This is a genomic window from Streptomyces sp. NPDC046349 (assembly GCF_055587885.1).
The window spans coordinates 1-10,275 of the sequence record NZ_JBVJFK010000025.1 but is presented as its reverse complement, the minus strand read 5'-3'; the positions used below and the strand labels follow the sequence as shown (position 1 = coordinate 10,275).

Annotated in this window: 8 protein-coding genes; 7 read left to right on the top strand and 1 reads right to left on the bottom strand. The window is 71.5% G+C overall.

Features of this window, described 5'->3' with window-relative positions; translation table 11 throughout:
* The first annotated feature begins 233 nt into the window (after positions 1 to 233).
* The 7 genes from ACZ6JS_RS35380 (at position 234) to ACZ6JS_RS35350 (ending at position 9,087) form a co-directional block, all read left to right on the top strand.
* Positions 234 to 1,019 carry an SDR family NAD(P)-dependent oxidoreductase gene (locus tag ACZ6JS_RS35380; protein WP_469304190.1) on the top strand — a complete coding sequence of 262 codons (786 nt, stop codon included), beginning with the start codon at positions 234 to 236 and terminating at the stop codon, positions 1,017 to 1,019.
* 8 nt (positions 1,020 to 1,027) lie between these two features.
* Positions 1,028 to 2,287 carry an MFS transporter gene (locus ACZ6JS_RS35375; protein WP_469304188.1) on the top strand — a complete coding sequence of 420 codons (1,260 nt, stop codon included), beginning with the start codon at positions 1,028 to 1,030 and terminating at the stop codon, positions 2,285 to 2,287.
* A gap of 4 nt (positions 2,288 to 2,291) precedes the next feature.
* Positions 2,292 to 3,977 carry an FAD-binding oxidoreductase gene (locus ACZ6JS_RS35370; RefSeq protein WP_469304186.1) on the top strand — a complete coding sequence of 562 codons (1,686 nt, stop codon included), beginning with the start codon at positions 2,292 to 2,294 and terminating at the stop codon, positions 3,975 to 3,977.
* Positions 3,978 to 4,361: 384 nt separating this feature from the next.
* Positions 4,362 to 5,558, top strand: coding sequence for a non-hydrolyzing UDP-N-acetylglucosamine 2-epimerase (gene wecB, locus ACZ6JS_RS35365; protein WP_469304184.1), 1,197 nt, complete (start codon positions 4,362 to 4,364; stop codon positions 5,556 to 5,558).
* A gap of 77 nt (positions 5,559 to 5,635) precedes the next feature.
* The gene (locus ACZ6JS_RS35360; protein WP_469304182.1) at positions 5,636 to 6,418 is read left to right on the top strand and encodes a hypothetical protein; all 783 of its coding nucleotides are present in this window, start codon (positions 5,636 to 5,638) and stop codon (positions 6,416 to 6,418) included.
* Positions 6,415 to 7,662, top strand: a complete 1,248-nt coding sequence (locus ACZ6JS_RS35355) for an FG-GAP repeat domain-containing protein (protein ID WP_469304181.1) — start codon at positions 6,415 to 6,417, stop codon at positions 7,660 to 7,662. The genes ACZ6JS_RS35360 and ACZ6JS_RS35355 overlap by 4 nt, the downstream gene beginning before the upstream one ends.
* A gap of 201 nt (positions 7,663 to 7,863) precedes the next feature.
* Complete coding sequence (locus tag ACZ6JS_RS35350; RefSeq protein WP_469304180.1) at positions 7,864 to 9,087, top strand: acyltransferase family protein; 1,224 nt, start codon at positions 7,864 to 7,866, stop codon at positions 9,085 to 9,087.
* A 17-nt stretch (positions 9,088 to 9,104) separates the two neighbouring features.
* Here the strand turns inward: ACZ6JS_RS35350 and ACZ6JS_RS35345 are convergent, their stop codons facing one another.
* Complete coding sequence (locus ACZ6JS_RS35345; protein ID WP_469304178.1) at positions 9,105 to 10,022, bottom strand: helix-turn-helix transcriptional regulator; 918 nt, start codon at positions 10,020 to 10,022, stop codon at positions 9,105 to 9,107.
* Between the last annotated feature and the right edge of the window lie 253 nt (positions 10,023 to 10,275).

Below are 10,275 nucleotides of genomic sequence, written 5' to 3'. Positions count from 1 at the left end.
CCGACATCCATGCCGGGATCACCACCGCGGTCGTCGTCAACACCGCCGTCGTCGTCCTGGGCATCCTCACCACCGTCCTCTTCCTCCGCAACAAGGCCGCGAAGGACGTCGCCGCCGCCGGCTGATTCCCCGGCCGAAGAGATCCCCTCCCTCCGGGAAGCGCCCCCGGCACGGTCGCCCGACCGCTCCCGTCGGCCCTGCCGGGGCCGCCTCCCTCCTTCCCAAGGAACGTGATGGACCTCCATATCGAAGACCGCGTGTACCTCGTCACCGGCGCGTCGTCCGGTATCGGCGAGGCGACCGTCCGCCTCCTCGCCGCCGAGGGCGCCACCGTCGTCGGCGTCGCCCGCAAGCCATGGAGCACCGAAGGGCTCGGCGACCGGGTCGGCACCCTCGCCGCCGACCTCACCGACCCCGCCGCGGCCCGGCAGGTCGCCGACGCCGTGGCCGCGCGCCACGGCCGGCTCGACGGCCTCGTCAACAACGTCGGCGCGCTCGAATCCCGTTCCGGCTTCCTCGACGTGACCGACGAGCAGTGGAAGAACACCTTCGAGGTCAACTTCCACTCCGCCGTCCGCATGACCCGCGCGGCACTGCCCGCGCTCCTGGAGTCGGGAGCCGGATCCGTCGTCCACGTGGCGAGCGAGGCCGCCCGCTACCCCGACCCCGGCATCGTCGACTACGCCGCCTCGAAGACGGCCCTGCTGTCCCTCTCCAAGTCCCTCGCCGCGGAGTACGGCGAACGGGCGGTGCGTTCCAACGTGGTCTCCCCGGGACCCACCCGGACCGCGCTCTTCGACGCGCCAGGAGGCTTCGCCGACCAGCTCGGCGAGCGGTTCGGCCTCCCCGCCGACGAGGCCGTCGACCACTTCATCCGCGAGGTGCGCCGACTCCCCAGCGGCCGCATCGGCACCCCCGAAGACGTCGCGGGCGTGATCGCGTACCTGCTCTCGCCGCTGGCGGGCCAGGTCACCGGCGCCGAATGGAGCGTCGACGGCGGCGCCCTGCGGCAGATCTGACCAGGCCGATGCGTGCTTCCCTCCTCGCCCTCGCGGCCGGCGCCTTCGGGATCGGGACGACCGAGTTCGTCATCGTCGGCCTGCTTCCCGAGGTGGCCGACGACCTGTCCGTGTCCATCCCCTCCGCCGGCATGCTGGTCACCGGATACGCCCTGGGCGTGGTTGTCGGCGCACCGCTGATGACCGCGGCCGGCGCCCGGCTTCCCCGCAAGACCATGCTTGTCGTGCTCATGGCAATCTTTGTCGCCGGCAACCTGCTCTGCGCCCTCGCCGGAGGCTACGCCGCCCTCATGGGAGGTCGGCTGATCGCGGCCCTCACCCACGGCGCGTTCTTCGGGATAGGCTCCGTCGTCGCCGCCGACCTCGTGGCCCCCGACCGGCGGGCCAGCGCCATCGCCCTGATGTTCACCGGCCTCACCCTGGCCAATGTGCTCGGCGTGCCCCTGGGGACCTTCCTGGGCCAGGAGTTCGGCTGGCGCTCGACCTTCTGGGCGGTCACCGGCATCGGGATCGTGGGACTGCTCGCCCTCATCACACTCGTCCCGGCGCAGCCCGCGCCGCAGAGCGGGGCCCTGCGCGGCGAACTCGCCGTCTTCCGCAGACCTCAGGTGTGGCTGGCCCTCACCACGACGGTCCTCGGATTCGGCGGCGTCTTCGCCTCCTTCACCTACCTCGCCCCGATGATGACGGAACTGGCCGGCTTCTCCGACGGCGCGGTCGCCTGGCTCCTCGTCCTCTTCGGCATCGGGCTGTGCGTGGGCAACGTCCTCGGCGGCCGGGCCGCCGACCGGGCCCTCATGCCCAGCCTGTACCTCATCCTCGGCGGCCTCTGCCTGGTGCTGGTGGTCTTCACCTACACCTCGAGGGCCGCCCTGCCCGCCGCGGTCACCCTGGCCGCCTTCGGGGCGATCGGCTTCGCCACGGTGCCGCCCCTCCAGGCACGCGTGATGCAGCAGGCGGCCGGGGCCCCGGCCCTCGCCTCCGCCGCGAACATCGCAGCCTTCAACCTCGGCAACGCCCTCGGCGCCTGGCTCGGCGGCCTCGCCGTCTCCCACGGCCTGGGATGGACCTCGCCGACCTGGATCGGCGCCGGACTCGCCGCCGCCGGCCTCGGCACCGCGGCCTTCTCCGGCCACCTCGACCGAAAGAGCCGAAAGCCGCTTCCGCTTCCCGCGGAGCCGTCGCCTCCCGCACCACTCCCCGCACAACACCACTGCGCCGGTGCCGGGCACGGCACCCACCCCATCGTCGAACAGAAGTCGAGGTAGCCCCATGAACGGTGTCGACCGCCGGACCATGCTCACCCGCAGTGCTGCCGTCGTCGGAGGCGCGGCAGTGGCCGGCGCGCTCGCCGGCCCCGCGGCAGCGGCCACGGACCCCGCGGCCTCCGCGGCGCCCGGCGCGGCCGCCGGAACCGGAGCCGTCGTACGCCCGGGCGACCCGCGCTACGAGATGCTCACCACCGGCAACAACCAGCGCTTCGTCGCCCGCCCCGACTACGTCAAGATGGTCCGCTCGACCGCGGATGCCGAACGGGCCCTCAAAGACGCCGTCCGGGCCGGCAAGCGGGTCTCCGTGCGCAGCGGCGGCCACTGCTTCGCCGACTTCGCAGCCCACCCGGAGACCGAGGTCATCATCGACTTCTCCGAGATGACCCACGTCGGATACGACCCCGCGCGCCGCGCCTTCGTCGTCGAGGCGGGCGCCCGCCTGATCAACGTGTACGAAGCCCTCTACAAGGGCTGGGGCGTCACCATCCCCGGCGGCATCTGCTACAGCGTCGGAGCCGGCGGCCACATCGTGGGCGGCGGCTACGGGCTCCTCTCCCGGGCCCACGGCCTGGTCGTCGACCACCTGTACGCCGTGGAGGTCGTCGTCACGGACGGCAAGGGAGGCGTCCGCACCGTCGTCGCCACCCGCGAGAAGAACGACCCCCACCGCGACCTGTGGTGGGCGCACACCGGCGGGGGAGGCGGCAACTTCGGCCTGGTGACCCGCTACTGGTTCCGCTCCCCGGGCGCGAAGGGCTCCGAACCCTCCGGGCAGCTGATATCGCCGCCGTCGAAGGTCCTCGTCAGCGCCCTCGACTTCCCCTGGGAGCAGCTGACGGAGGCCGGATTCGCCCGCCTCCTCAAGAACTTCGGCGCCTGGCACGCCGCCAACAGCGCCCCCGACAGCCCCTACCGCAACCTGTCCAGCCTCTTCAACGTCAGCTCCAAGGCCCATGGCGGCCTGGGCATGTTCACCCAGGTCGACGCGACCGTACCGAACGCCCGCAAGCTCCTCGACGACTACGTGGCGGCCATCACCGCCGGTACCGGGGTCACCCCCCGGGCGCTGACCCGGCCCACCGGCGAACTCCCCGCCATGCCGCAGTTCGCGGAACCCAGGACGCTGCCCTGGCTCCAGGCGACCCGGCTCGTCGGCACCAACAACCCGACCATCACCGACCCGACCTCACGCGGGGCGCACAAGTCCGCCTACATGCGCAAGAACTTCACCGACCACCAGATCTCCGCGCTCTACCGGTACATGAGCCGGCCGGACTTCAAGAACCCCGACACCATGCTGGTGCTGTTCTCCTTCGGCGGCCAGGTCAACGCCGTCGCACCCGACGCGACGGCCAACGCCCAGCGGTCCTCCGTCTTCAAGATGTGCTTCCAGACCTTCTGGCAGGAGGAGAGCGAGGACGCCTTCTACCTGGGCTGGCTGCGCGACCTGTACGAGGACTTCTTCTCCGCGACCGGCGGCGTCCCCCTGATCGACGACAACACCGACGGCTGCTACATCAACTACCCCGACCGCGACATCACCGACCCCCGCCGCAACCGCTCCGGCGTGCCCTGGCAGACCCTCTACTACAAGGACAACTACCCCCGCCTCCAGCAGGTCAAGAAGCGCTACGACCCGTCCGACTTCTTCCGCCACTCCATGTCGATCAAGCCTGCCCGAGGCTGATCCCGAACGGATGACGGCAGGCGGGCCACCGCCGGCGGTCCGGCGTCCCCCACGCGACCCTGCCCGCGGTTCCGCGACCGTCGTCCCTGCTCAGAAGCCCCGTACTCCGTGTCCCGGAGTGCGGGGCTTCTGGCGTTCCCGGCCGACTGTTCGAGTGGCCGGGGTAGTTCGTTGACTGTCCGGGCGGCTCCGGGAAAGCTGATTACAGGCCGGAAGAGGGCAGCCGAAAAGGGCCCCTCGCAGAGCGATCCGATCCCCTGGCCCACACCCGCAGCCACATCCCCGGGCACACCCCCGGACGGCGCCCGCGGCACCGCCGTGCCGCGCCCCTTCCCCGCCATGCCACGGCCCGATTCCCACCGCGCCAGAAAGAAAGAGGAAGCCATGCGTTCCGTCGCCGTAGTCCTCGGCACCCGGCCGGAAGCCATCAAGTTCGCGCCGGTCATCCGCGCCCTCCAGGACGACCCGCGCTTCGAGCCCGTCGTGATCTCCACCGGCCAGCACCGCCAGATGCTGGACGAGACGCTCGAGGCCTTCGGCCTCACCGCCGACGTCGACCTGAAAGTGATGGCGCCCAAGCAGACCCTCTCCCAGGTCACCTACCGCTCGCTGCGCGGCCTGGAGGACTACTTCGCCGCTTCTCCCGCCGACGCGGTCCTGGTCCACGGAGACACCGCCACCACCCTCACCGGCGCCCTGGCCGGATTCCACCTGCGGATCCCCGTCGTCCACGTCGAGGCCGGACTGCGCAGCGGCCGGCTCGGCTCGCCCTTCCCCGAGGAGGGCAACAGACGGCTCGTCGCGCAGGTCGCCGCCCTGCACCTGGCCCCCACCCCCGGCAACCTGGCGAACCTGCTGCGCGAGGGCATCGCCGCCGACACCGTCACCGTCACCGGCAACACCGTCATCGACGCCCTGCGCTGGGCCAGCGGCCGCGCGGAGAGCTACAGCGACCCGGCCCTGGCGGACCTCGACAGCGATCCGCGCCGGGTCGTCCTGGCCTCCGCCCACCGCCGGGAGGCCTGGCCGCACCTGCCGCAGATCGGCCGGGCCCTCGCCCGCATCGCCGACGAGCCCGGAGTGCGCGTCGTCGTCCCGCTCCACCGCAACCCGGTCGTCCGCGAGGCGCTCCTGCCGCACATCGGCAGCCACCCGGGCATCACCGTCACGGACCCGCTGCCCTACCTCAGCTTCTGCAAGCTCATGCGCCGCGCCGACATCATCGTCTCGGACAGCAGCGGCAGCCAGGAGGAGGGCCCCGCCCTCGGCAAGCCCACGCTCGTCCTCGGCGACGTCACCGAACGCTCCGAGGCCATCGTCGCCGGCACCGCCTGCCTCGTCGGCACCGCCACCGAGGGCATCGTCGCCCACACCCTGGAGCTGCTGCGCGACCGGGCCGCCTACGACCGGATGGCCAACGCCGCCAACCCGTACGGCGACGGACAGGCCACCGCGCGCACCGTCGCCGCCCTCGCCCACTTCTTCGGCCTGGGCCCCGCACCCGAACCCTTCGTCCCCGACGACGCCGTCGACGAGCTCAGCGTCGAGCTCGCCCGCACCGCCGACTTCGCCCGCACCTGAGCCCGCACCTGAGCCCGCACCTGAGCCCGCACCCGGGCCCCGCACCCGGGCCCCGCACCCCATCGAGAGGAGCACCCATGAGCGCCACCCCGTCCGCCGTCGAACGCCCGCTGAACTTCAGCACCCCGTACCTGAGGGCCGACCTCGTGCGCGACGCCGTGGACTACACCGTCGAAGGCCGCACCATCGTCGTCAATCCCGGTGTGACACCCGTGACCATTGCCGAGGAACCCCGCAAGACCATCCCCCCGCTCTCCTCCACCGTCCTCGCCGACACCCGCATCGAGAAGGCCGACGCGCTCCTCCTCCTGCGCTCCGCCCCCGACGGCACCGACATCACCGGCATCAACGAGGAACCCGGCTGGTCCCACCTCGCCGATCTCCTCGGCCCCGGCGAGTTCCCCCGCGAGACCGCCCTCCACCGCAGCCCCCAGGACGACATCAACACCGTCCTGTTCGACCCTGCCCACGTCCTCGGCGAGCGCGAGACCCCCACGGACCTGCGCGAGTTCAACGTCCGGGCCAACCTCTGGTTCTCACCCGCCGGCACCGACTGCGCCGTCCACAACCAGCACGACTTCATCGAGGTCCACACCCAGGTCCACGGCCTCGGCCGGATGCAGCGCTTCCGGGACCGCGACCACGCCTCCCTCTACCAGGACGTCCTGATGAGCCCCGGCTACACCACCCCGGACCCGTTCTGCGCCACCGGCCCCCAGTGCACCTACCACTACCCCTGGCACCAGTACCGGGCCGACACCGACTGCATCTGGCTCGCCATCGAGTACCACCCCGTACCCCGCGCGCTGCGCACCCTCTTCCCCGTGACCACCCCGAACCCTCTGGAGAACCAGTCGTGACCACCACCGGCAGCACCAACGAGACCGCCCTGCGTGCCCCGAAGTTCACCGCCGAGGTCGTCGCCGACCAGCTCCGCGACGGCTACTGGCTGGAGGCCCCGGACATCGACGGCGACGGCAGGCCCGACCTCTTCGGCTACGGGCTCCGCCTCGGCGAGATCTACTGGTACGCCAACGACGGCGACTGGACCCGCCGCCTGATAGCCGACCGGATCAAGATGCCCGTCGGCGCCGACTACGCAGACGTCACCGGCAACGGCCACCCCGACGTCATCGTCTGCTACGACCTGTACGGCCCGATCGGCACGATCCACGACGCCAACACCGAAGGCGGAAAGATCGACTGGCTGGAGAACCCCGGCACCCCGGACAAGGACGAGTCCCGCTGGAAGCGCCACTACGTCGGCCGCGCCACCGGCATGCACCGCCTACGCGCCGGCCACTTCACCCGCACCGACCGGCTGCAGATCATCGGCCTCCCGATCGTCGCCAAGGAGGACGTCCACGCGGTACTGCCCGTCGTGCTGTTCACCCAGCCCGACGACGTGCACACGGCGCAGGAGTGGGAGATGACCGTCATCGACGACAGCCACTTCCGGATGATCCACGGAGCCGAGAAGAAGAAGGGCCTGATCCCCGGCTCAGACCTCGAGTCCCTGCTGCTGGCCTCCGACGAGGGCGTCACCTGGCTCCACTACGACGAGACCCGCCGGGAGTGGATCCGCGAGCTGATCGGCACGGGCGAGCTCACGCAGTTCGAGCAGACCGGATTCCGCGGCAGCGGCGACCTCAACGCCGGCCGCCTCGGCGACGACCCGATGGCCTACGTCGCCGCCATCGAGCCCTTCCACGGCAACACGGTGGCCGTCTACACCAGGGCCGGCGACGGCGAGGGCTGGAACCGCGTCCTGCTCGACGTGTACGGCGACCCCAACGAGAACGGCGAGGGTCCCGGCCACCAGATCGTCTGCGCCGACTTCGACGGCGACGGCGACGACGAGTTCCTCGTGGCGCTCCGCGGCCCGTGGCCGTGGCAGGGCGTCATGTACTACAAGGCGATCGACGCCGCCAACGGCATCTGGGCCAAGTGGCGGGTCTCCGACGAGTCCGTCGCCCGCATCGCGACGGCCGACTTCAACGGCGACGGCCGCCTGGACTTCGCCACCATCGCGTACTCCGTGCAGAACTACTACGTGGCCAAGGACGCCAAGCTCATGCTCTACCGCAACCGGATCGAGCAGTAGGGGAGACCGCGCCGGCGCCCGCTCCCCGGGACCGGACGCCGCCCCCCCGCAGCCCTGAGCCCCCGACGGGCAGTCCCGCCTTCCGCGACGCCCCTGCGCGCGCCGCCCGGGACCGTGCCCCCGCCGCACGGCGGGACCACGGCCCCGGGGGCCGTCCCTCACGAAACCTCTTCCGCACCTCTTCCGAAAGAGCGATTCCCTGTGGCCTCCACGACGTCCTCCGACGCCGCGAAGCGGGCGAAGCTGCCCTCACTGACCGGCCTGCGGTTCTTCGCCGCTCTCTCCGTGTTCTTCTTCCACTCGTCCCTGACCGACTCCCCGATCCCGCCCAACGCCCCCATCAACCCCTTCGCCGACGCCGGCATCGCCGACTGGTTCTCCACCGCCTTCGGCAAGGCCGGCTACCTGGGCGTCTCCTTCTTCTTCGTCCTCTCCGGCTTCGTCCTCGCCTGGGCCGCCAAGCCCGGAGAGCCCGTCACCGCGTTCCTGCGCCGTCGACTGCTGAAGATCTTCCCCAACCACATCGTCGTCTTCGCCGCCGCGATGGTCCTCTTCGCCGGCTCGGCCGTCACCGGCGTCGCCGACTGGCTCCCGAACCTCCTGCTCATCCACACCTGGTGGCCGCAGCCCACCGTCAACCTCAGTGTCAACCCGCCCAGCTGGTCCCTCGGCAGCGAGCTGCTCTTCTACATGCTCTTCCCCGTGCTCATCGCCCCGATCCGGGGGCTCCGCGGCCGGACCGCCCTGTGGGGCTGGAGCGCCGCGATGATCGCAGGGATGGTCGCCGTCCAGCTCATCGCCACCCACTTCGTCCCCGACACCCCCAAGTCCACCATCACGCCGATCTCCGGAATGCAGTTCTGGTTCGGATACCTGCTGCCCGCCGGGCGCCTCTTCGAGTTCGTCCTCGGCATCCTGCTCGCCCGCATCGTCCTCGCCGGACTGTGGCCGCGCCGCGTCGGGTTCGGCGTCTCGCTGGCCCTGACCGTCCTCGGCTACGCCGCCGCGCTCGTCGCCCCGTTCCAGTACGGGTTCGTCGTCGCCACGATCATCCCGGTCGCCGCGCTCATCGGGGCCACCGCCAACGCCGACGTCGAGGGCCGCACCACCTTCCTGCGCAGCAGGCCCATGGTCTGGCTCGGCGAGGTCTCCTTCGGCTTCTACCTCGTGCAGGGCGTCACGATCTTCTACCTCCGCTCGCTGCTGGGCGAGCACACCTACAGCGTTCCCGTCGCCCTGCTGGTGATCGCCGGCTTCTTCGCCGCCTCACTGCTCGGCGGCTGGCTCCTCTTCCGCTTCGTCGAGATGCCCGCCATGCGCCGCTTCGGCCGCGGCAGGCCCCGTACGCCGTCCGCCCCGGCCCCGGCACCGGCCCCCGAGCCGTCCGGGGACCGGACCCCGGTCAGTGCGTCCGCCCGCGACTGACCCGCCCGAACACCGCCCTACCGCTCACCGCCCGCGTCGGCATCAGCCGACGCGGGCTGCGGCGTACCCCGGCCCGTACCCGCCGGTCCGGCGGTCAGGCTCGACAGCATGCGCAGCGCCGCGTCGGAGGGGGAGGACTCGGGAGCGCTGTAGAGCAGCATCCGGTGGTTGGTGCCGTCGGTGAGGTGCAGGTTCTCGAAGTCGAGGGTCAGCGGGCCCACCACCGGATGGTGCAGGGTCTTCGTACCGACCGTGCAGTCCCGCACCGGGTGCTTCGACCACAGCGAGGCGAAATCCGGGCTCTGCAGCATGAGCGAGCCGATCAGCTCGGCCAGCGCACGGTCCTCGGGATTGCGGCCCGCCACCAGGCGCAGCGCCGCCAGCGCGACCCGGGCCTCGCTCTTCCAGTCCGTGTACAGCTCCCGGGTGTGCGGGTCGAGGAACAGCATCCGCGTGAGGTTCGGACGCACGGCGGGATCGTCGGGGCTCGCGAAGTCCAGGTGCCCGGCGAGCAGGGCGTGCCCCAGCGCATTCCAGGCGAGCACGTTGTTACGGCCGTCCAGCACCACGGCGGGGACCTGCGGCATCGCACCGATCAGCCGGCGCGTGGTGTCGCGGGCGTACTCGGGGCGGGGCGACGGGGCCCGCTTGGCGCGGGGCGGACGGGCCAGGTTGTGCAGGTGCGCGTGCTCGTCCGGAGTCAGGCGCAGCGCCCGGGCCAATGCGTCGAGGACGCTGTCCGAGGCGTTCGTGCTCTGCCCCTGCTCCAGGTGCGTGTAGTACGTGATGCTCACCCCGGCCAGCAGGGCGAGCTCCTCGCGCCGCAGCCCGGGCACGCGCCGCCGGGTGCCGTGGGACGGGAGCCCGACGTCCTCGGGCTGGAGCTGCGCGCGACGGGTACGGAGGAACTCGCCCAGAGCGGTCGGTGTGTCCATGCGTTCCAGTGTGCCGGGGGAGGGCGCCGGACGCCGCCCCGGAAGGTGGCCCTGGGAGTGCTAGCTTGCGCGGCGCCAGCACAACCAGAGGGCTGGGTAACCCCTTCGGACCGGTCCAGAGTCGATGACGCAACACACCGTTGCGTCATGGAGAGGGAGTCTGGCGATGTCGGTTGTCGAGGGTGCGCGGGTTGATTCGGGTGCGGGGGAGGTGCCGGCCCGGTTGGACGGGCGTTTGAAGCTGGTGCTGGTG